The following is a 20,410-nucleotide window of genomic DNA, read 5'->3' as shown; positions in this document are numbered from 1 at the left end:
CGACCGGAACGACGAGCACGACGACCGAGACCGGTGCAGACACCGGCGCCCCGAAGGCGGGGGGCGGCCGGCGCACGCGCACGCCCTCGACCGCCGCGACCGGGCGCCCGACGCGTCGGCTGGTGATCGTCGAGTCCGGCACGAAGGCCGCGAAGATCCAGAAGTTCCTGGGCAAGGACTACGTGGTGGAGGCCTCCGTCGGCCACATCCGTGACCTGCCGCGCGGCGCCGCCGACGTGCCCGCCAAGCACAAGGGCGAGGCGTGGGCACGCCTGGGCGTCGACGTCGAGAACTCCTTCGCGCCGCTCTACATCATCACGCCGGAGAAGAAGAGCAAGGTCGCCGAGCTGCGCGAGGCGCTCAAGTCCGTCGACGAGGTCCTGCTCGCGACGGACCCCGACCGCGAGGGCGAGGCCATCGCCTGGCACCTGCTCGACACGCTCAAGCCGAAGGTCCCGGTCCGCCGGATGGTCTTCCACGAGATCAGCGAACCCGCCATCCGCGCCGCGGTGGAGAACCTGCGCGACCTCGACCAGGACATGGTCGACGCCCAGGAGACCCGCCGGATCCTCGACCGCCTCTACGGCTACGAGGTCTCCCCCGTGCTGTGGAAGAAGGTCATGCCGAAGCTGTCGGCGGGCCGGGTCCAGTCGGTGGCCACGCGGATCGTGGTGGCCCGCGAGCGCGAGCGCATGGCGTTCGTCCCGGCGTCGTACTGGGACATCGCCGCGCAGATGGACGCCGGTGCCGACGCCACGCCGCGCCAGTTCGGCTCGCGCCTGGTGGCCGTCGACGGCACCCGCGTGGCCACGGGCCGCGACTTCGGCCCCGACGGCCGTCTCAAGAGCGACGCGGTGGCCCTCGACGAGGCCGGTGCCCGGCGGCTGGCCGAGGCGCTGCAGGGCCGCGACCTCGCCGTCGACTCGGTGGAGTCCAAGCCCTACACGCGCAAGCCCTACGCGCCGTTCATGACCTCCACGCTGCAGCAGGAGGCCGGGCGCAAGCTGCGGTTCTCCGCCGACCGGACGATGCGCAGCGCGCAGCGGCTCTACGAGAACGGCTACATCACCTACCTGCGCACCGACTCCACGACGCTGTCGGAGTCGGCCATCAACGCGGCCAGGAGCCAGGCGCGCGAGCTCTACGGCGACGCCTACGTGCCCGCGCAGCCCCGGCAGTACACCCGGAAGGTGAAGAACGCGCAGGAGGCCCACGAGGCCATCCGGCCCGCGGGCGACACCTTCCGCACGCCGGGCGAGATCGCCCGCGAGGTCGACGGCGACGACTTCCGGCTCTACGAGCTCATCTGGCAGCGCACCGTCGCCTCGCAGATGGCCGACGCCCGCGGCACGACGATGAGCATCCGGATCGCCGGCACCGCCGCCACCGGCGAGGCCGTCACCTTCGCCACCTCCGGCCGCACGATCACCTTCCCCGGCTTCCTCAAGGCCTACGTCGAGACCGTCGACGACCAGGCGGGCGGCGAGGCCGACGACGCCGAGTCGCGGCTGCCCGAGCTGACGAAGGGCCAGGCGGTGACGGCCGCGTCGCTCACCCCGGAGGGCCACTCGACCAACCCGCCGTCGCGGTTCACCGAGCCCAGCCTGATCAAGCAGCTCGAGGACCTCGGCATCGGCCGCCCGTCCACCTACGCCTCGATCATCAAGACGATCCAGGACCGCGGGTACGTGTGGAAGAAGGGCCAGGCGCTGGTCCCGTCGTGGATCGCGTTCGCCGTGGTCGGGCTGCTGGAGCACCACTTCGGGCGCCTGGTCGACTACGACTTCACCGCCGCCATGGAGGACGAGCTCGACGCGATCGCGGCGGGCACCCAGGGCCGCACGCACTGGCTCTCGGGCTTCTACTTCGGCGGCGACCAGGGCAGCGAGGGCTCGGTCGCCCGCGCGGGCGGGCTGAAGAAGCTGGTCGGCGTCAACCTGGAGGAGATCGACGCCCGGGAGATCAACTCCGTGCCGGTCTTCGACGACGTGGTGGTGCGGGTCGGCCGCTACGGCCCGTACCTGGAGCGGATGCGCGACGGGGCGTCGCAGCGGGCCAACCTGCCCGAGGACCTCCCGCCCGACGAGCTGACCCGCGAGATCGCCGAGCAGCTGTTCTCGGTGCCGCAGGAGGGCCGCTCGCTGGGCGTCGACCCGGTGAGCGGGCACGAGATCGTCGCCAAGGAGGGCCGCTACGGGCCCTACGTCACCGAGATCCTCCCCGAGCCCGAGGCGCCGGCCGCGACCGAGGGCGCGAAGCCGAAGAAGGCACCGGCGAAGCCGAAGCCGCGCACGGGCTCGCTGTTCAAGGGCATGGCGACGGAGACCATCACGCTGGAGGAGGCGTTGCGGCTGCTGTCGCTGCCGCGGCTGGTGGGTGCCGACCCGGAGACCGGCGAGGAGATCACCGCGCAGAACGGGCGCTACGGGCCCTACCTCAAGAAGGGCACCGACTCGCGCTCGCTCACCGACGAGGAGCAGCTGTTCACGGTCACCCTCGAGGAGGCCGTGGAGATCTACAAGCAGCCCAAGCAGCGGGGGCGGCGCACCGCGGCGGCCACCCCGCCGCTGCGCGAGCTCGGCGAGGACCCGAACTCCAAGAAGCCGATGGTGATCAAGGACGGCCGGTTCGGACCGTACGTCACCGACGGGGAGACGAACGCGAGCCTGCGCAAGGGCGACAGCGTCGAGCAGATCACCGACGAGCGGGCCTCGGAGCTGCTCGCCGAGCGGCGGGCCAAGGCGCCGGCACCGAAGAAGGCCGCCCCGAAGCGGGCTCCGGCACGCAAGCCCGCGGCCAAGAAGCCGGCGACCAAGCGGGCGCCGGCGGCCAAGAAGGCCCCCGTCGAGAAGTAGGGCCCTCGCTCCGCCCACCGCCCCGCGTCGCGCGGCGGTGGGCGCGGCGGTGGACTAGCAGCTGTACGCCCACGTCGAGCCGGCCGCGGTGACCCGCCCGGTGCGCTGGTCGACGGCCACCACGGCCATCGAGTCCGGTCCGTCGACCGGGCAGCGGACCGAACGGATGTCGACCGGGCCGAAGGCGCCGCTGCCGTTGCTCGTCGCCGACCCGAGCCAGGCCAGGCGCCCGGGGACCAGGCCGATGCCCCAGAAGTCGACGCGCCCGGACGCGCTGACGCCACTGCCCGAGGCGGTGATGTAGCGCTGCAGCGAGTCGCTGCGGGTGCCGACGCTCACCGGCAGCGTGCGCCCCAGCCCGGCCGGGTTCGCCAGGTTGACGGCGGCGTTGTAGTTCTCGGTGTACACCCGGCTGCGGGCCGCGGGGACCACGCACACCAGATCCGACGGGCGTGCCTCACGCCAGACGAACCCGCTGCGGCAGAACTGCGACCCGGGGGCGGTGTTCGCCGGCCCGGCGGCGTTCTCGTTGCGGGCGGTGGTCCGCGCCTGCGGGGTGACGCAGACCAGGTCGCCCGCGAACGCCTCCCGCCAGACGAACCCGCTCGCGCAGGTGTGGGCGCCGAACGGCTGCGCCTGCGCCTGCGGTGCCGCGAGCGCCGTCACCCCGACGGCCATGGCCAGGGCGGCGAGCACCAGGCAGGCGATCCGCCGCCACCCGTCCATCGCTGCTGTGCGTTCCATCGCTGAACCCCGTTCCACCGGGCGCTCGTCCCCGAGCCGCCACCGACATCGACGGCGGTAGGTGGCGCGCGACGGGCCCGGTGATACCGCCGGTCAGCCGGGGAGCAGCAGGGCCTTCACCGCGGCGGCGACCCGGCCACCGTCGGCGCGTCCCGCCGCGGCGGCGTTCGCGCGCTTCATGACCTGACCCATCTGCCGTGGGCCGGGCGCCTCGCCCAGCTCCGCGGCGGTCTCGTCGACGGCCGTCCGGGCGATCGCGGCCAGCTCGTCGTCGGAGAGCTGGGTGGGCAGGTAGCGGTCGAGGACCTCGCCCTCGGCGCGTTCCTGCGCGGCCAGCTCGTCGCGCCCGGCCGCGGCGAACGCCTCGGCCGACTCCGCGCGCTTCTTCGCCTCCTTCGCGATCACCTTGAGCACCTCGTCGTCGGAGAGCTCGCGGGCCTCGCTGCCGGCGACCTCGGCGTTGCCGATGGCGGTCAGCGTCATCCGCAGGGTGGACTTGACCAGCTCGTCGCGGGCCTTCATCGCGGCGGTCAGGTCGCTCCGCAGCTGGGCCTTCAGGGTGCTCACGGCGGGGAACGCTACCCCCGCCGTACCCTGGGGAGGTGAACAGCTGGGCTCGGCTCGCCCTCGGAGCCACCACCGCCGGTGCCGCGGCCGTCGCCTACGGGGCGGGGATCGAGCGTCGCCGCTTCACCCTGCGCGAGGACACCCTGCCCGTGCTGACGCCGGGCACGCGGCCGCTGCGCCTCCTGCACGTCTCCGACCTGCACATGACGCCCGGGCAGACCGCCAAGCAGCGCTGGGTGGCCGACCTGGCGGCGCTCGAGCCCGATCTGGTCGTCAACACCGGCGACAACCTGGCCCACCCGCGCGCGGTGCCGAGCGTGATGGCCGCGCTCGACCCGCTGCTGTCGCTCCCCGGGGTCTTCGTCTTCGGCAGCAACGACTACTTCGGGCCCACCCCGAAGAACCCGGGCCGCTACCTGACGGGGCGGCGCTCCGCGCCCACCGGCGAGCTGCTGCCGTGGCGCGACCTGCGCGCGGCGATGGTCGAGCGCGGCTGGCACGACGCCACACACGCCCGGCTCACCGTCGACGCGGGCGGGGTGTCGGTCGCGGTGGCCGGCGTCGACGACCCCCACCTGGGGCTCGACCGGTACGTCCGGGTGGCCGGGCGCCGCGGCCCCGACCACGGCCTGCGCCTGGGGCTGACCCACTCCCCGGAGCCCCGCGTGCTCGACGCGTTCGCCGCCGACGGCTACGACCTGGTCGTGGCCGGCCACACGCACGGTGGCCAGCTCCGGGTGCCCGGGGTCGGCGCGATCGTCACCAACTGCGGCATCGACCGCTCCCGCGCCCGCGGCGCCTCCCGCTGGGGCACCCACACCCGGCTGCACGTCTCGGCCGGTCTCGGCACCTCGCCGTGGGCCCCGGTCCGCTTCGCCTGCCCGCCCGAGGCCAGCCTGCTCACGCTCGTCGCCCGCCCGGTCGGGAGGGCGCCGGAGGGGGCCACCCCCGCGGAGGCCGCCGCGGACGTCGGCTAGACTCGACCACGGCCCACAGCACCATCGCGGCCATCGGGGTGTGGCGCAGCTTGGTAGCGCGCTTCGTTCGGGACGAAGAGGTCGCAGGTTCAAATCCTGTCACCCCGACCACACGAAAGGCCCTCTGACCAGCAGGTTCAGAGGGCCTTTCGGCGTCGACGGGCCCGGCACCGGACCGCCGCGGGCGCTCAGACGTCGAGCTGCTCGAGCACGCGCTGGGCCGCGTCGAGCTCCGAGCGCAGCCGTTCGACCCGGTCGCGCTGCTGCTGGCGGGCCCGCTCCAGCGACGCCTCGATCGCCTCGGCCACCGCCGAGGGCAGGGACCGGGCCGCGGCGGCCACGTCGGCGGCCTGCACCGGCATCGCGGGCACGACGCGCTTGGTCCCCGACCGCACCTCGACGCTCCACTCCCCGCCGACGGTGACCTCGAGCGTGACCGTCATCCCGGCCGGGCGGGCGGCCCGCCCTCGAGCGGTGCCGGTGCGGGCGGCCGGCTTCGGGCCGGGCGCGGGCGGCGCCTCCGTGGCGGCCGGCGACGGGCCCGGCACGGCCACGGGGGCGGACGGCACGGCCCGGGCCGCGGCAGGAGATGCCGACGATGCGGAGGCGGTGGCGCGCTTCGCCTCGGGCCGACCGGCCGCGGCGGAGGCGGCCGCACCCCGGGGCGGACGGGTGCGGGTCAGCTCGTTGGGCGAGCAGAACATCGTGTCGCGCGACCCCGCCGGCCGCACCTGGATGAAGTCGCCGTCGGCCGGGTCGCCCACCGCCGAGACCTTGGCCGAGCGCCCCGCGGGCACGCCGACCGCGGCGGCGGTGAACCACACCGTCACCGGCTGCCCCGCGGCCGTCGCCTTGCGCACCGCCGCCACGTCCTGCTCCGTCAACGCACCCGCTGCGGTCATCCTCGCCGTCTCCCTCGCCTCGTCCGTGCGCATCATGCCCGGCACCCCCGACAACCCCGGTCCGCGCGACCGGCTCAGCGGCGCGTCGCCCGCACCAGCCACGCGGCCGAGGCGAGCTCGACACCCCGCGGGGTCGCGTGGTCGGCGAGGGCGGAACGCAGGGTCTGCAGCGCGCCGGCGCGGGCGGCGTCGTCCAGGTCGTCGAGCATCCCGGCCTGCAGCCCCGCGACGAAGCCCAGCGCGTCGTCGGGATCGGCACCGAACCACATCGGCTCGGCCAGGTCGGTCAGGTCGACGTCGACGAACCCCGCGCCGGTGAGCAGGGCGCGGACGGCGTCGGGATCGCTCAGCGCCAACGGGCTCGGCGAGCCGGTCGGGATCGGCGGCAGGTCCCGGCCCGCGGCGAACGCGTCGCGGAACGTGCGCAGCCACTCCTGGCGCTCGTAGCCCTGCCAGGTGAGCAGCGCGAGGCGCCCGCCCGGCCGCAGCGCCCCGGCGATGTTGGCGAACGCGGCGGGTGGGTCGTCGAAGAACATCGAGCCGTGCCGGCTCACGGCCACGTCGAACGCCCCCGGGTCGAACGGGTGCGTCTGGGCGTCGGCGTGCCGGAAGGTCGCGTTGCCGACGCCGTCGGCCGCGGCGGTCCGGCGGGCGAGGTCGAGCATCCGCACCGAGAGGTCGACGCCCAGCGCGGAACCCGCGGACGCGCGGCGCGCGGCGTCGCGGGTGACCTGCCCGGCGCCGCAGCCCACGTCGAGGACGGCGTCGGTGGCGGCGATCGCGGCGGCGTCGAGCAGCGGGCGGTGGTAGGCGGCGACGCAGGCGTCGAAGCGGTCGGCGTGGTCGGTCCAGAAGTCGCCGGTGGGCCCGTCCCAGGCCCGGCGCTGGTCGGAGTTCGGGGCGTCCTGGTTCTCCACGGGGGTCACCGTACGGGCGCGACGTAGAGGTGCACGGTGCGCCGCCCGCCGTCCAGGGCCACCCAGTCGGCAGGCCGGGTGCCGACCCGGCGCCAGCCCAGCCGCTCGTAGAACGCGACCGCGGGCTCCCCGTCGACGACGTCGAGCCACACGCCGTCCCCCGCCCGGGCCGCCGCCACCCCGACCAGCGCCGCCCCCACCCCGCGGCCGCGGGCGGCCGGCGTCGTGAACAGCCGCTTGACGGCCACGAGCCGCTCGGCGGGCACCCCGGTGCGGGCGGCGACGGCGGCGTCCGGCGCGGGCGCCACGCACACGTGCCCGACGACGGTGCCGTCGAGCTCCGCGACCCACGCGGCCGTCGTGCCCGGCGGGTCGAGCCAGGCCGCGGGGTCCGCGGGCCACGCCGTGGGGTACCGGTCGGCGTCGTGCACCGCCCGCAGCGCGGCCACACACCCGGCCACGTCGGCCGGTTCCCGCCCACGGACCACCACGCCGGGCACCTCAGACCCGCGCACTGCCCTCGTCCGGGACCGGCGGGGGTTCCGGCTCGGGCACGTCGTCGCGCACGAGGACGTCGATCCAGTGCGTGTGCGGGTGCATGTCGACGAGCAGGGCCTTGGCCAGCAGCGTCAGCGGGATGGCCAGCAGCGCGCCCAGCGGGCCGATGACGAACCCCCAGAACACCAGCGCGAGGAAGGTGACCGTCACCGACAGACCGACCGCGTCGCCGACGAACCGCGGCTGGATGACCGTCTGCAGCACCACGTTGATCACCATGAACGAGGCGATGACCGCGAGCATCAGACCCGGTCCGCCCTCCAGCAGCGCGAACAGCGCGGGCGGGGTGAGCGCGATCAGGAACCCGATGTTGGGCACGAAGTTCGCGATGAAGGCCAGCAGGCCGAACAGCAGCGCCAGCGGCACGTCGAGCACCAGCAGCACCGCGACGTCGAGCGTGGCGATGATCAGCCCGAACACCGTGGCCACGGCCAGGAACCGCCGGGTGCCGTGCGCGAAGGACGTCAGCGCGTCGACGACGTGCGGGCGGACGCGGCCCAGCGCGCGCATCCGCTCCGGGAAGGTCGCGGAGTCGAACGCCATGAACAGCAGCACCGACAGGATCAGCAGCAGGTTCGACAGCAATCCGGCGAACTGCGCCAGGAACCCCTGGAGCACGCCGACCAGGCTGCCGAGGTCGAACTGGTCGAGCGCGGCCTGGATCTGGGCGGGCCCGACGCCGATCGTCGCCAGCAGCTCCGAGGCCTCGCCGAGCAGCGTGTTGATCCGGCCGCCGTAGGTGGGCAGCACCGCCGCGAGCTGCGCGACGGCGTAGACCAGCGACCCCACGAGCGCGACGAGGATCGCGTACACCGACCCGAGCGTGACCAGCGTGGCGAGCCACCGGGGCACGCCCCGGCGCCGCAGCGCACCGGCGATCGGCGCGACCGTCACCATCAGCACGAGCGCGAGGAACAGCGGCCCGAGCAGCCCCCCGAACGCCTGCAGCCCGGCGACCGTCACGACGGCCGCGGCGACGCCGAACAGCGGGTTCGTCCAGCTCGCGCGGGCGGGACGGGCGGCGTCGGTCACGGGCAGATCGTGGCAGACCGGCTCCGGCGCCGTCAGGCCGCAGGATGGTCACGATCCGGCGCCGGGTCCCCGGACCGTTCGCCGACCCGTCGAAACATTCGCGCCCTGCCGGATCTCCTCAGGAGCATGACCATGAACCCGATCGTCCGCCGTGGCGTCCTCGCTCTCGCCGCAGGCGCACTCCTCTCCGTGGCCGCGTGCAGCGGCACCAGCGTGCTCGACCTCGAGGTCGGCCAGTGCATCACCGACGAGACCCCCGAGGGTGAGCAGGTGAGCACCGTGCCGGTCGTGGCGTGCACCGAGCCGCACGTCGGCGAGATCTACGCCCTGCCCCAGCTGCCCGACGGCGCCTTCCCCGGTGACGCGGCCGTGAGCGCGTCGGCCGAGCAGCTGTGCGCGGGCCCCGACTTCCAGAACTTCGTCGGCATCCCGATCGAGCAGACGACGCTGTCGGTCAACTTCCTGCTCCCCAGCGCCGAGACCTGGGCCGAGGGCGACCGCGAGATCGTCTGCATCGTCAGCCCCGCCGACGGCACGCCGGCCACCTCGTCCCTGCGCGGCGCCGCCATCTGAGCCGGACCGCGGTGGGCCGGGCCCACCTGCCGGGCGGGCGCGGGTGGGGCAGGATCCCCCCGTGACGACCCATCCCGCCGCTCCCGTCCCCGCCACGCTGTTCGACGACGAGCGCGAGCAGCGCTGGCGGGCCCGGTTCACCGCGCCGCGGATGTCGCGCCCGGCGTGGGCGCGCGACGCGCCGGACCGCTGCCTGTACTCCTCCAACGCCAGCGGGACGACCGAGATCCACGTCTGGGACCGCTCCACCGACACCCACCGCCGCGTCACCGACCGGCCGAGCGGGACGCACTCCGCGACCCTGCCGCCCGACGGCGCGGCGGTCTGGTGGTTCGCCGACACCGACGGCGACGAGTTCGGGCACTGGGTCAGCGAGCCGTTCGCCCCCGACGGGACCGCCGCCGTGCCCGCGCTGCCGGGCGTCGAGGACGGGTACCCGGCCGGGCTGGCGATCGGCCGCCGCGTCGCCGCGGTGGGCACCTCCACCGACGACGGCACGCGCATCTGGCTGCGGGTCGGCGACGCACCGGCGACGGTCGTCTACCACCACGCCGAGGACGCGGGCGTCGGCGCGCTGTCGGAGGACGAGACGCTGCTCGCGATCGGGCACTCCGAGCACGGCGACTCCCGCCACCCCTCGGTGCGGGTCGTCCGCGTCGACGACGGGAGCACCGTCGCGGAGCTGCACGACGGGCCGGGCCGTGGGCTGGGCCCGATCGCGTTCGCCCCGGTCGCGGGCGACCCCCGGCTGCTGGTGCAGCACGAGCGCCGGGGACGCGAGGAGCTGCTGGTCTGGGACGTCCTCACCGGCACGGAGACCGAGCTCGACCTCGACCTGCCCGGCGAGCTGGACGCCGACTTCACCCCGGACGGGCGCGCGCTGCTCGTCGCCCACACCCACGCCGCCCGCACCCGCCTGCACCGCTACGACCTCGACACCGGGGTGCTCACCGAGCTGCCCGTCGCGCCCGGCTGCGTCGGCTCGGCGGACGTCCGGCCCGACGGCACCGTCGAGTACAGCTGCAGCTCCGCGGCCGAGCCGCCGACGATCCGGGCGCTGCACCCCGACGGCACCGACCGCGTGCTCGTCACCCCCGACGGTGAGCGCGCGCCCGGGTCGGTGCCGGTCACCGACCTGTGGGTCGAGGGGCCCGGCGGGCGCATCCACGCGCTCGTCTCGACGCCGGCCGACGGGGACGGCCGGGCGGTGTTCAGCCTGCACGGCGGCCCGCACGCCGCCGACGAGGACCGCTTCGGCGCCATGCGGGCGGCGTGGGTGGAGGCCGGGTTCGTCGTCGTCGAGGTGAACTACCGCGGCTCCACCGGCTACGGCTCGGCCTGGCGCGACGCGATCGAGGGCCGCCCGGGGACCACGGAGCTGCAGGACGTGGCCGCGGTGCTCGACGCCTGCGCCGCGCAGGGCCTCGTCGACCCGGCCCGGTGCGTCGTCGAGGGCTGGTCGTGGGGCGGCTACCTGGCGCTGCTCGCCGTCGGCACCCAGCCGGACCGGTGGGCCGCCGCGCTCGCCGGCGTGCCGGTGGCCGACTACCTCGCCGCCTACGCCGACGAGATGGAGCAGCTGCGCGCGTTCGACCGGGCGCTGTTCGGCGGCTCGCCCGAGGAGGTGCCGGAGCGCTACCGCACGGCCTCGCCGCTCACCTACGTCGACGCCGTGCGGGTGCCGGTGCTGGTGCTGGCCGGGGAGAACGACCCGCGTTGCCCCATCCGCCAGATCGACAACTACCTCGACGCGCTGGCCGCCCGCGGCGACGTGCCCTACGAGGTGGCGCGGTTCGACGCGGGCCACGGCAGCCTGGTCGTGGAGCAGACGATGCAGCACGTCGCCACGGAGATCGACTTCGCCCGGCGCGCGCTCGCTTGACGTGCAGCAAAGCCACTGTGCTGCCACGTGGTGGCGGCATAGTGGCTTTACTGCCATTCGGGCGGGGCGGGCGGGGCGGGGCGGGGCGAGCGGGGGGCGACCCGGTGCCGTCACCGTCCGGTAGCCGGACGGAAACATCCGGGGCGCACGATGGCGGGCGTCCCGAGGAGGTGGCGGCTCGATGCTGTGGCGTGTGCACGTGGAGCTGGAGGACCGGCCGGGCCGGTTGGGCGAGCTCGCCACGGCGGTCGGCGAGGCGGGGTGCAACATCATCTCGCTGCACGTGGTGGGCGAGCCTGCCGACGACGGGTCGGTCACCGACGAGCTGCTGGTGCGCGTGCCCGCCGGGGTGGACGTCGCCGAGATGGCCGCGGCGGTCGAGCGCGCCGGCATCCCGTGCTCGCTGCTCGTCCGCGCCGACGCCCAGGAGCTCGCCGACCCCGCGACCACGGCGCTGGCACTGGCGCGGATGGTGGCGGCCGACCCCGGCAGCGCGCCGCGGGCGGTCGCGACGATGCTGCGGGCCCGGCTCGTCGACCCCGACGGCCCCGACCCCGGCGGCCACACCCACGCCCTGCGGGTCGGCGCGCGGCAGTTGCGGCTCGGACGGGCGTGGGCGTTCACCGCGACGGAGATCTCGCGGGCCGCGGCCCTGCTGGAGCTGGCGGCCCAGCTCGCGCTGCGCGGGCCCGTCGAGCCCGGCCAGGACGACCGCATCCTGCTGCTGCGCGACGGCTCCGAGGTGCGGATGCGCGCCGCGGGGCCGGCCGACGCCCCGCTGGTCGCGGCCCTGCACGCCCGCTGCTCGCCGGCCACCCGGCGGTCCCGGTTCCTGAGCCCGGCACCCCGGCTCGACCCCGCCGAGGTCGCCGGGCTGCTCGGCGGCGACGACGGGGAGGCCGTCCTCGCCGTCACCGTCGACGGCGGCAGCGCCGTGGGCATCGCCACCGTCGGGCCCGACGGCCCGGCCGCCGCCCGCTTCGGCGTGCTGGTGGAGGACGCCTGGCACGGCCGCGGCGTCGCCACCGCCCTGCTGCGGCGGGTGGCCGACACGGCGGGCGAACGCGGCCTGCACGAGCTCACCGGCGTCGCCCGGCCCGACGACCTCGGCGTGACGCGGCTGCTGCGCCGGGCGGGGCTGCGGCCCTCGGCGGAGATCTCCGACGGCGAGGTGCGGCTGCGGGCCCCCCTGTCCGCGCGCAGCGGCACCCGGGTCGGATAGGAGAAGGGGCCGCCCGTCGTGACGACGGACGGCCCCCTCCCTGCCGGGTCAGGCCTCGGTGGGGGCGATCCGCGATCCGGTGCCCGTCGAGAAGACGTGCTCCTCGCCCTGGCGGATGTCGAGGTGGATGATCTCGCCCTTGCTCGGGGGCGTCCGGGCGTCGACGCGCACGGTGAGCAGCTTGCCCTCGCCCGCCGACGGCCCATCGTCGACCTTGAGGTTGCCGTAGGCGAAGGCGTCGGACCCCAGCTCCTCGACGACGACGACCTCGAACGGGAAGCCCTGGCCGTCGCCGACCACCGAGATCGACTCGGGGCGGAAGCCGAGCGTGGCCGTGCGGGCGTTCTCGCCCGACAGCGCCGAGCGCACCGAGCGCTGCAGCGGGAGCACGTGCCCGCCGACCTCCGCGCCCTGCTCGGTGAGCGGCACCTCGATGAGGTTCATCGCGGGCGAGCCGATGAAGCCGGCGACGAACACGTTGTCGGGGCGGTCGTAGAGGTTGCGCGGGGTGTCGCACTGCATCAGCAGGCCGTCCTTGAGCACGGCCACGCGGTCGCCCATCGTCATGGCCTCGACCTGGTCGTGGGTGACGTAGACGGTGGTGGTGGCCAGGCGCCGCTGCAGCGCCGCGATCTGGGTGCGGGTCTGCACGCGCAGCTTGGCGTCGAGGTTGGACAGCGGCTCGTCCATGAGGAAGACCTGCGGGCTGCGGACGATCGCGCGGCCCATCGCGACGCGCTGGCGCTGCCCGCCGGAGAGGGCCTTGGGCTTGCGGTCGAGGTAGGTGTCGAGGTCGAGGATCTTCGCGGCCTCCTCGACGCGCCTGCGGATCTCCTCCTTGCCCATGCCCGCGATCTTCAGCGCGAAGCCCATGTTGTCGGCGACGGTCATGTGCGGGTACAGCGCGTAGTTCTGGAACACCATCGCGATGTCGCGGTCCTTGGGCGGCAGGTGCGTGACGTCCTTGTCGCCGATGTAGATGTGCCCGCCGGTGACCTCCTCCAGCCCCGCCAGCATGCGCAGCGAGGTGGACTTGCCGCAGCCGGACGGGCCGACGAGGACGAGGAACTCGCCGTCGGCGATGTCGAGGTCGAGGGCGTCGACGGCGGGGTGCGGGGCACCCGGGTACGTGCGCGTGGCACCGTCGAAGGTGATGCTGGCCATGGTGGCTCCTCCGGGGAGGTCGTGGGCGGGCGCACCGGAGCCCCCGGGGTGTCCCGGGCGTGCCTGCATGGTTGACCGGTCTGCAGGTCGACGCCGGCGCGGTGCCACTGTCGCACGCCCGGTGTGCCGTGCGCCACACCCGGGTGACACCCGATCAGGAGGCGCGCTCGGCCAGCCCCAGCGCGTAGTCGGCGTACCACTGCCCGGCCTCCGGCTCGCCCGGCCGGCACGCGCCGTCGGACTCGCCGGGCCGCTTGACCCACAGCAGGGCGTCGACCAGCGGGTACCCGGTGTCGAGCGTGGGCGGGGCGCCCAGCGCGCGGCCCGGCGGGTTGCAGAAGCTGGGGGCGCCGTCGATGTCCTCCTGCGGGGGCGGGCCCGCGCCGTTGCGGCTGGTGTCGATCACGAACCGCGCACCGCCGAGGCGCTCGGAGATCGCCGTGCCGAACTCGACGTTGTCCTGCGTGGTGCGGAAGTTGGCGACGTTGAGCGAGAACCCGTCGGCGCGCTCCACCCCGGAGCGGCGCAGCGCGTCGGACAGCGCGTCGACGTCGGAGATGAAGCCGGAGTTGCCCGCGTCGAGGTAGACCGTGGCGCCGGCGTCCTTGAGGGTGTCGATCGCGGTGCCGAGCAGCTCGTAGCGCTCGTCGCGCAGCGCGCCCTCGACGCACCCGGACAGCTCGTGCGGCACGGCGTCGGGCTCCAGGACGACGACCGCGCCGCTGTCGCGCAGCGCGTCGGCCAGCAGGGACACCCAGTCGAGGTAGGACTCGCCGTCGCCCGCCCCGCCACCGGAGAAGCTGCCGCAGTCGCGGTGCGGGATGTTGTAGGCCACCAGCAGCGGCCGCCCGCCCGCCGCCGACGCGCGGCGCACGTAGTCGGCCACCTCGACCCGCACCTGCTCCAGGTCGCCGGTGGCCCACAGCGGGATGGGCTGCCCGGAGATCCGCCGGACGAGGTCGGCCTCCTCGGTGCGACCCTCGGCCTCGTACTGCGCCACCTGCGCCGCGGCCTTCGTCTGCGGGTCCACGTAGAACCCCGCCGAGGTCACCTGCGCAGCGGGCACCGGGGGCGGCTCCACCGTGGTGGAGCACCCGGCGAGCAGCGCCGCCCCCAGAACCAGCGCGGCCAGCCTGCCGTTCGGTCTCATGTCACCTGTACCCATCTCGCCACCGACGGCGTTCCCTGGTCGTCGACGAGGAACAGCATGTAGTACCCCGGTGGGACCAGTGTCGCCTCCCCCGGTAGGGCGAGTCCGAGCGTCCCGTCCGGGCGCTTCTCCATCTCCAGGGCTACGGTGCGCTGCTCCAGATCGGTGACGTGGGTGGCCGCGCTGGGCCGGACCAGCCGGGCGCGGTCGATCCGCTGGGCGTCGGGCGTGGCGACGGCCATCGTGCCGCCCAGCTCGACGGCGGCGGGCGCGTCGGTGATCTCCGGTCGGGGGCCGCCGAACAGGTAGGGCGGCGTGTAGATCTCCAGCCGGTGCTCGAACTCCGCGTCGCGGGTGTTGAGCACGTCGGAGAACAGCGCGTCACCGCCCATGACGAGCACCTGCCCGTTCGGCAGCAGGACCCCCGCGGAGTGGTAGTCGCGGCCCACCGAGGACTCGGCCGCGGGCCGCAGCGTGTTCGACGACGGCGTGTACAGGCTGGCCTCGAAGATGTGGCTCTGGCCCTTGCCCCGGTAGTCGCGGGAGCCGCCGGCGATGAGGATCTCGTCGGTCGGCAGCGTGACGACGTTGGGGTAGCGGGTCGGCTCGGGCAGGTCGGGCCCCGGGGTGTACGCGGGCTGCTCGGCGTCGAGGTCGATGACGTCGGTGCGGGTGGTCGACAGCGGCGACTCGCCGACGCCGCCCCCGCCGACGACGAGCATCCGCTGGTCCTGGACCGGCCCCGCCCACACCGAGCCCGACGTCTCCATCATGTCCGGGTCGCGCAGGCCCGGCACCGGCTCGAACGAGTTGTCCTCCAGCCGCCAGAAGCCGGGCGTCCGGCCCTCCTCGGCGGGCCCGTACCCGGTGCTGGAGCCGGTGAAGAACAGCTCGCCGGGGCGCGCGGTCTGGAACAGCGCGGGGTAGGTCGGGAAGTAGCGGAACAGGTCGGGCCGCTCGGTCCAGGCCTTCGTCGCCGGGTCGTAGACCTCGTTCTGCCCGGGAAGGATCTCCCCGGTGCCGTCGAGCCCGGAGACCGACAGCACGGTGCCGTCGGACAGCGGCGTCAGGCTGGGGTACCAGCGCTTGTGCGCCATGTCCCCGACCCGCACGTACTCCTCGGCGATCGGGTCGAACTCGAAGGAGTCGGCGATGCCCTGGTAGTCCTGCTTCTCCAGGTCCATGTCCTCGGCGAGGCCGTAGAAGTTCTCCGCGTCCGCGCCCTCCAGCCCGGTGATCGCGTACTGCGCCGGGTCGGCGGTGACGCCCGGGGCGCCCTCGACCTCGGACTCCACCCACACCACCGTCTCGCTCGCGGTCACCGTCGCCGACCCGTCGCGCGCGACCAGCTTCTCCGCGGGCGGCAGCGAGAACGCGTTCGTCGCGCGGTAGGCCTTGCCGTCCGGGGCGACGAACTCGGTGCCGACCGGGAAGTCGCGCCCGGCGTCGGGGAACTCGTTCTTGACGCGCATCGCGCCGCCCGCGCGGGTGACGTCGCCGTCGAGCACCTCGTAGCGCTGGGTGCCGCCCGCGACGAGCAGGTTGCCGTCGGGCAGGAACGCGTGACCCGCGCAGAACATGTCGGCGGGGGTCATGACGAGCCGGGCCGACCCGGTGGCGGGGTCGTAGAGCAGGCTGCGGAAGGTGCCCGCGTCGAACTGGGCACGGTCGTTGCCCGACCCCGCGATGATCAGGACCTTGCCGGTCGGGAGCAGGGCGGCGTGGATCGCGTTGACCTGCAGGTCCTCCGGCAGCTCGACGACGTCCCAGCGGCCGAACTCCGCCTTGTACTCCGGACTGTCGATCAGCTGCTGGTGCCGCATCTCGGCGACGAACCCGATGGCGGGCGGCACGTTCACCGCGATCAGCACCGTCGGCACCAGGATGATCATGATGATCCGCCCTCGCCGCTTGATCGCCGCGAGAGAACTGCGCAGCAGGCGCCTCACGTCGGGTCGCTCCTCGTCTCGGGGGGATCCGGCCGGGGCCGGGGGGACGGCCGGGCGGCCGGCGCGGGCGGCACCCGCGGCAGGCCGCCGGGGGGCGCCTGCGGCCCGGGCTGCTCGACGTGGGGCCGGTCGAGATAGGGCCGGGGCCGGGTGCGCGGGGCTCCCGCGGGGACCTCGGACCGGGGCGCGGGTGCGGGTGCGGGCGGCAGGGGGCGGGGCGCGAACGGCGGGCCGAACCGGGCGGGGCCGTCGACGGGGGCCGGGGCCGTGGGCGGGAGCCCCGGCAGGGGGCGCGACGCCCCGGCGGCGACGGGCCGGCGCCGGGGGAGCACGGCCGCACGCGGGCCGCCGCCGGCGTCCCGGGGCACGACCGGGACCCCCCGCAGCGACGTGTGTGGCGGCTCGTCCTCGTCGTCGTCGAGATCGGCGGGCCGGTCGGCGCGTGCCAGCACGACCGGGTCGGCGTCGACGGCGGCATCGACGACCCCCGCCCCGGTCGCGGCGCTGCGGGCCACGTCGGAGTAGAGCCACCACAGCAGGACCGGGGTGAGGCTGATCAGCAGCGACAGCGCGGGCCACATCATCACGTCGACGTTGGCGTAGCCGAGCACGACCGAGGCGGCGAGGGCCCCGCCGAGCAGCAGCGACCACTGCAGGTGCCGGCGGAAGGTGACCAGCCGGTCGCGGGTGGCGGCGTCGCTCTTGGGGGTGACGACGAACTTCACGGGCCGGCGCAGCATCGTGGCGATCAGCGAGCTCGCGTAGATCGGCGCGGAGATGACCGACATCGCCATCCCCCGCACGCCCGGCGAGTTCTCCTCCTCGTAGGGGCTGACGTTGTAGCGCCGGTTGCGGATGTAGACCCACAGCTGGAACGCCGTGGCGTCGACGTAGAGCGCGAGCCACAGCTGGGGCGGCACGACGATGCCGGACACGCCCATCGTCAGGTACAGCACGGCGTTGACCGAGCCGAGGATCCAGCCGATGGCCATCGACGGGTAGAACGCCGTGATCAGCGTGTAGTGCAGCGTGCGGCCCGGGCCCAGGCGCCGCAGCCGCTTCCAGAACGGGCCGGACAGGATCTGGAACGTGCCGCGCGACCAGCGCAGCTGCTGGCTGAAGTAGTCGCCCCACGACGACGGGCCCTCGCCGACCGCCACGACGTCGGGGGTGTAGACCGACTTCCACTTCGCGCCGGTCACCGGGTTGCGCCGCGAGTGCAGCGCCAGCCCCGTCGCCATGTCCTCGGTGATCGAGTCGGCGAGGCCGCCGATGCAGACCAGCGCGTCGATCCGGATGGCGTTGTTGGTGCCGACGAGCATCGACGACTCGTAGGCGTTGGCGGCGCGCTGGATCACGCTGTGGAACGGGAACTGCTGGCTCTCCGCGCCCTTGGTGACGAAGTTGTCGACGTTGGCGTAGCACTGCGGCCCCACGACGAACGCGACGTCGGGGTCGCGGAAGTAGCCGAGCATCCGTTCCGCGTAGTTGGGCAGCGGTACGTGGTCGGGGTCGACGGAGAGGAAGACCTCGTAGCGGTGCCCGTAGCGGTCGACCCAGGCGTTGTAGTTGCCGTGCTTGGTCTTCGCCTTGAAGTGCCCGGTCGGCTGGTTGTACTCGGGCACCCCCTTGCGGCTGAAGTGCCGCACACCCTCGGCCAGGCACATCGCCCGGACGTCCGGGTCGTCGCCCTCGTCGAGCAGCCAGACGTGGAACACGCCGTCGTGGCGGATGCGCCGGGCTGCCTGCAGCGTGGCCCGCACCATCTCCAGGGGTTCCTTGCCCGGCACGATCGTGGTCAGGAACGCCACCCGCGTCCGCGGGTCCGGGCGCACCGGGACCGGGTCGCGCGCCAGCATCGAGGCCAGCGACAGCGAGAACACGTTCACCAGGCGCAGGCCCTCGACGAGCGCGATGGAGGCGATGACGAAGACGTTCGCGGCGACCGTCCACGGGCGGGTCGTGTCGATCTCGGGTGCGTGGCCCGGGCGCAGCAGCCAGTAGACGAACGCCGCCTCGAACGCCACGTTGAGCGTGATGATCAGCAGGGAGAGCAGCCACGACCGCCGGCCCGACGACGCGTGGACGCCCCGGTAGCTCACGCGATAGCCCGGCCCGGGCTCGGTGACCGTCCCGGAGAGCTGGCTGAAATCGCGGACGGCGAACGCACCGGTCTCCGGACCGATGGTCGGACTGTCCTGCACCCAACTCCCCCCGACGGAGCGTCGTTCCCGAACGTGACCCTGGCGGCGGCAGCAGCCTGGTACAGACCAGGACGCGCGGACAACTCGCCCGGTTGCCCGCACCGGCCGCCGAGCACCGTCCGACCTGGGCACATCGCGCCGGGTTGCGTCGTCCTCACGTGACCATAGCCACACCTACGACGGCCCCCGCACCGGCATGGTGCGGGGGCCGTCGGGTGGGCCGGGGGGGTGGGCTACTTCGCGAGCGCCGCGCGCACCGCCGCCTCCACGCGGTCCCCGATCTCCTTGTCGACGTTGCGCCAGTACTCGAAGGCGCGGAGCAGGACGGGCTCGGAGACCCCGTCGGCCAGGTGCCCGGAGACGTTGTCGACGAAGCGCGCCCGCTCGTCGTCGTCCCAGACCTCGCGGACCATCGTGCCGGCCTGCTTCCAGTCGTCGTCCTCGGCGCGCAGCGTGTACGCGGTGCGCACCATCTCGCCGTCGGAGTACCAGGTGCCGCCGTCGTCGGTGAGCGACGGGTCGGCCTGCGGGCCGCCGTAGGAGTTGGGCGCGTACACCGGGTCGGTGACCGGGGTGATCCGCATGGCGCCGTCCTTGGAGTAGCTGTGGACGGGCGACTGCGGCGCGTTCACCGGGATCTGCTTGTAGTTGACGCCCAGGCGGGCGCGGTGCGCGTCGGCGTAGGAGAAGCCGCGGGCGAGCAGCATCTTGTCCGGGGACAGGCCGGTGCCGGGCACGAGGTTGTTGGGCTCGAAGGCCGCCTGCTCGATCTGGGCGTGGTAGTCGGTGACGTTGCGGTCCAGGCGCAGCGTGCCGACCTCGATCAGCGGGTAGTCGGCGTGCGGCCACACCTTGGTCAGGTCGAAGGGGTTGAAGCGGTAGGTCTTGGCGTCCTCGAACGGCATGATCTGCATCTTCAGCGTCCAGGACGGGAAGTCGCCCGCCTCGAGGGCGTCGTAGAGGTCGCGCTGGTGGGCGTCGCCGTCCTTGCCGGCCAGCTCGTCGGCCTCGTCCTGCGTCAGGTGCTCGACGCCCTGGTCGGACTTGAAGTGGTACTTCACCCAGAACTTCTCGCCCGCGGCGTTGATCCACATGTAGGTGTGGCTGGAGTAGCCGTTCATGTGCCGCCAGGTCCGCGGGATGCCACGGTCGCCCATCAGCCAGGTCACCTGGTGCGCCGACTCCGGCGAGAGCGTCCAGAAGTCCCACTGCATGTCGTGGTCGCGCAGGTTGTTGGCCGCGCGGCGCTTCTGGCTGCGGATGAAGTGCTGGAACTTCATCGGGTCGCGGATGAAGAACACCGGGGTGTTGTTGCCGACGAGGTCGAGGTTGCCCTCGGAGGTGTAGAGCTTGAGCGAGAACCCGCGCGGGTCGCGCCAGGTGTCGGGGCTGCCCCGCTCGCCCGCCACCGTCGAGAAGCGGATGACGCCCTCGGTCACGGTGCCGGGCTGGAACACCGCCGCGCGGGTGTAGGCGCTGACGTCGTGGGTCACCGTGAACGTGCCGAACGCGCCGCCGCCCTTGGCGTGCGGCTGGCGCTCCGGGATGCGCTCCCGGTTGAAGTTCGCCATCTGCTCGATGAGGTAGTGGTCGTTGAGCACGAGCGGGCCGTCGGGGCCGACCGAGAGGGAGTGCTCGTCGCTGGCGACGGGGGCGCCGCCGTCCGTGGTGGTGGCCGGGCGCTGATCTGATGCCGTCACAGGGGACTCCTCGC

The 20,410-nt window shown here is 74.2% G+C and carries 16 protein-coding genes and 1 tRNA gene; 6 read left to right on the top strand and 11 right to left on the bottom strand.

Going from position 1 to position 20,410, the window contains the following annotated elements:
- Positions 1 to 119 precede the first annotated feature (119 nt).
- The gene (topA, locus tag PHY01_RS23530; RefSeq protein WP_370467394.1) at positions 120 to 2,855 is read left to right on the top strand and encodes a type I DNA topoisomerase; all 2,736 of its coding nucleotides are present in this window, start codon (positions 120 to 122) and stop codon (positions 2,853 to 2,855) included.
- A gap of 54 nt (positions 2,856 to 2,909) precedes the next feature.
- Here the strand turns inward: topA and PHY01_RS23525 are convergent, their stop codons facing one another.
- Together PHY01_RS23525 and PHY01_RS23520 are read right to left on the bottom strand one after the other, a co-directional pair.
- A complete protein-coding gene (locus PHY01_RS23525) occupies positions 2,910 to 3,599 on the bottom strand; it encodes a hypothetical protein (RefSeq protein ID WP_141282004.1) in 690 nt (229 codons plus the stop codon).
- A gap of 93 nt (positions 3,600 to 3,692) precedes the next feature.
- Complete coding sequence (locus tag PHY01_RS23520; protein ID WP_141282002.1) at positions 3,693 to 4,166, bottom strand: GatB/YqeY domain-containing protein; 474 nt, start codon at positions 4,164 to 4,166, stop codon at positions 3,693 to 3,695.
- 35 nt (positions 4,167 to 4,201) lie between these two features.
- Here PHY01_RS23520 and PHY01_RS23515 point away from each other — a divergent pair, with 35 nt between their 5' ends.
- Both PHY01_RS23515 and PHY01_RS23510 read left to right on the top strand, forming a co-directional pair.
- Positions 4,202 to 5,143 (top strand): metallophosphoesterase, encoded by a 942-nt coding sequence (locus PHY01_RS23515; protein WP_141282000.1) that lies wholly within the window; start codon positions 4,202 to 4,204, stop codon positions 5,141 to 5,143.
- A 34-nt stretch (positions 5,144 to 5,177) separates the two neighbouring features.
- A tRNA-Pro gene (locus PHY01_RS23510) sits at positions 5,178 to 5,254 on the top strand.
- Positions 5,255 to 5,331: 77 nt separating this feature from the next.
- On the opposite strand, the gene PHY01_RS23505 is transcribed toward PHY01_RS23510, so the two are convergent.
- The 4 genes from PHY01_RS23505 to PHY01_RS23490 form a co-directional block, all read right to left on the bottom strand.
- Positions 5,332 to 6,045, bottom strand: a complete 714-nt coding sequence (locus tag PHY01_RS23505; RefSeq protein ID WP_141281998.1) for a DUF6319 family protein — start codon at positions 6,043 to 6,045, stop codon at positions 5,332 to 5,334.
- 74 nt (positions 6,046 to 6,119) lie between these two features.
- Positions 6,120 to 6,962, bottom strand: a complete 843-nt coding sequence (locus tag PHY01_RS23500; protein ID WP_246086110.1) for a class I SAM-dependent methyltransferase — start codon at positions 6,960 to 6,962, stop codon at positions 6,120 to 6,122.
- Between the two features lie 5 nt (positions 6,963 to 6,967).
- Positions 6,968 to 7,453 carry a GNAT family N-acetyltransferase gene (locus PHY01_RS23495; protein WP_141281994.1) on the bottom strand — a complete coding sequence of 162 codons (486 nt, stop codon included), beginning with the start codon at positions 7,451 to 7,453 and terminating at the stop codon, positions 6,968 to 6,970.
- A 10-nt stretch (positions 7,454 to 7,463) separates the two neighbouring features.
- Positions 7,464 to 8,552 carry an AI-2E family transporter gene (locus PHY01_RS23490; protein WP_170183949.1) on the bottom strand — a complete coding sequence of 363 codons (1,089 nt, stop codon included), beginning with the start codon at positions 8,550 to 8,552 and terminating at the stop codon, positions 7,464 to 7,466.
- A 126-nt stretch (positions 8,553 to 8,678) separates the two neighbouring features.
- On the opposite strand from PHY01_RS23490, the gene PHY01_RS23485 reads away from it, so the two are divergent.
- The 3 genes from PHY01_RS23485 (at position 8,679) to PHY01_RS23475 (ending at position 12,229) form a co-directional block, all read left to right on the top strand.
- The gene (locus PHY01_RS23485) at positions 8,679 to 9,125 is read left to right on the top strand and encodes a septum formation family protein (protein ID WP_141281990.1); all 447 of its coding nucleotides are present in this window, start codon (positions 8,679 to 8,681) and stop codon (positions 9,123 to 9,125) included.
- A 61-nt stretch (positions 9,126 to 9,186) separates the two neighbouring features.
- The gene (locus tag PHY01_RS23480; RefSeq protein WP_218030305.1) at positions 9,187 to 11,007 is read left to right on the top strand and encodes a prolyl oligopeptidase family serine peptidase; all 1,821 of its coding nucleotides are present in this window, start codon (positions 9,187 to 9,189) and stop codon (positions 11,005 to 11,007) included.
- Between the two features lie 181 nt (positions 11,008 to 11,188).
- Positions 11,189 to 12,229, top strand: a complete 1,041-nt coding sequence (locus PHY01_RS23475) for a GNAT family N-acetyltransferase (protein ID WP_141281988.1) — start codon at positions 11,189 to 11,191, stop codon at positions 12,227 to 12,229.
- Between the two features lie 48 nt (positions 12,230 to 12,277).
- Here the strand turns inward: PHY01_RS23475 and PHY01_RS23470 are convergent, their stop codons facing one another.
- The 5 genes from PHY01_RS23470 to PHY01_RS23450 form a co-directional block, all read right to left on the bottom strand.
- Positions 12,278 to 13,393: an ABC transporter ATP-binding protein gene (locus PHY01_RS23470; protein WP_141281986.1), complete on the bottom strand. Its 1,116-nt coding sequence runs from the start codon at positions 13,391 to 13,393 to the stop codon at positions 12,278 to 12,280.
- 154 nt (positions 13,394 to 13,547) lie between these two features.
- Positions 13,548 to 14,543 carry a glycoside hydrolase family 6 protein gene (locus PHY01_RS23465; protein WP_141281984.1) on the bottom strand — a complete coding sequence of 332 codons (996 nt, stop codon included), beginning with the start codon at positions 14,541 to 14,543 and terminating at the stop codon, positions 13,548 to 13,550.
- Positions 14,540 to 16,492, bottom strand: coding sequence for a radical copper oxidase GlxA (gene glxA, locus PHY01_RS23460; RefSeq protein ID WP_246086109.1), 1,953 nt, complete (start codon positions 16,490 to 16,492; stop codon positions 14,540 to 14,542). Before glxA ends, PHY01_RS23465 begins: the two co-directional genes overlap by 4 nt.
- Positions 16,489 to 18,696 (bottom strand): glycosyltransferase family 2 protein, encoded by a 2,208-nt coding sequence (locus tag PHY01_RS23455; protein ID WP_218030304.1) that lies wholly within the window; start codon positions 18,694 to 18,696, stop codon positions 16,489 to 16,491. Before PHY01_RS23455 ends, glxA begins: the two co-directional genes overlap by 4 nt.
- Positions 18,697 to 18,929: 233 nt before the next feature.
- Entirely contained in the window at positions 18,930 to 20,396 is a 1,467-nt protein-coding gene (locus tag PHY01_RS23450) for a catalase (RefSeq protein ID WP_141281982.1), read from the bottom strand.
- Positions 20,397 to 20,410 lie beyond the last annotated feature (14 nt).

Source organism: Pseudonocardia hydrocarbonoxydans (genome assembly GCF_006539565.1).
Lineage (GTDB): Bacteria > Actinomycetota > Actinomycetes > Mycobacteriales > Pseudonocardiaceae > Pseudonocardia > Pseudonocardia hydrocarbonoxydans.
Note: the sequence above shows the minus strand (reverse complement) of the source record. Positions and strands in the feature narration are given on the sequence as shown.

Coding starts and splice junctions, on each gene's coding strand:
- PHY01_RS23525 (WP_141282004.1), bottom strand. CDS start 3,599: ATGGAACGCACAGCAGCGATGGACGGGTGGCGGCGGATCGCCTGCCTG.
- PHY01_RS23505 (WP_141281998.1), bottom strand. CDS start 6,045: ATGACCGCAGCGGGTGCGTTGACGGAGCAGGACGTGGCGGCGGTGCGC.
- PHY01_RS23485 (WP_141281990.1), top strand. CDS start 8,679: ATGACCATGAACCCGATCGTCCGCCGTGGCGTCCTCGCTCTCGCCGCA.
- PHY01_RS23475 (WP_141281988.1), top strand. CDS start 11,189: ATGCTGTGGCGTGTGCACGTGGAGCTGGAGGACCGGCCGGGCCGGTTG.
- PHY01_RS23470 (WP_141281986.1), bottom strand. CDS start 13,393: ATGGCCAGCATCACCTTCGACGGTGCCACGCGCACGTACCCGGGTGCC.
- PHY01_RS23465 (WP_141281984.1), bottom strand. CDS start 14,543: ATGAGACCGAACGGCAGGCTGGCCGCGCTGGTTCTGGGGGCGGCGCTG.